A 568-nucleotide genomic window follows, 5' to 3' on the forward strand; every position below is an offset into this window, starting at 1 on the left:
AGGCCAGGTCCGCGCACACGTAGGTGCCCAGGGAGTTGTAGTGGTCGCGCTTGGTGCGCGGCCGTTGGATGGAGACCAGCGAGATCCCGCTTCCGGGATGAAGGGTCATGCAGAGCTGGCACATCTGGGCATTGCCGCTGCCCTTGCCGGCCTTCTTCTGCAGCACGATGCCGCGCAGGCCATCTTCGGTCTCCGCCACCATGTAGCCGTTCTGCGGAGCCTTGGGGTCGATCCAGGCCAGGAAGATCCTTGATTCCCACCCGTCCAGGACGTCCTTGGGGAGATTGATCCGCTGGGCCTCGCCCTTGGAACAGTTGATGAAGCTCTTGCGGATCTGGGTTTCGGTGTACGTGAGCATGGCGATTCCTCAAATGGTCAGGGGTCCGTCCGGGACGGATGGGCAGAACGAGATGGCCAATCGAGATCAACGTGGTCGAGATCCGATTGGCTGCATCAGCTCTGTCTTCTGTCGGCACTGAACAAGCCGACAACCTCCTGACGCCTTTGGCTCACATTGCGGTACGGATGCGTACGGCTTCGAGGCTACACCCGGACCGTTATTGAACCG

The 568-nt window shown here is 60.9% G+C and carries 1 protein-coding gene; it reads right to left on the reverse strand.

From position 1 onward, the window contains the following. The coding region (locus tag GTW58_RS13760; protein ID WP_168023628.1) for an FBP domain-containing protein at nt 1-358 on the reverse strand (358 nt) is incomplete at its 3' end. Nucleotides 359-568: the final 210 nt, after the last annotated feature.

It is taken from the genome of Kocuria subflava, from assembly GCF_012163155.1.
GTDB classification, from domain to species: domain Bacteria; phylum Actinomycetota; class Actinomycetes; order Actinomycetales; family Micrococcaceae; genus Kocuria; species Kocuria subflava.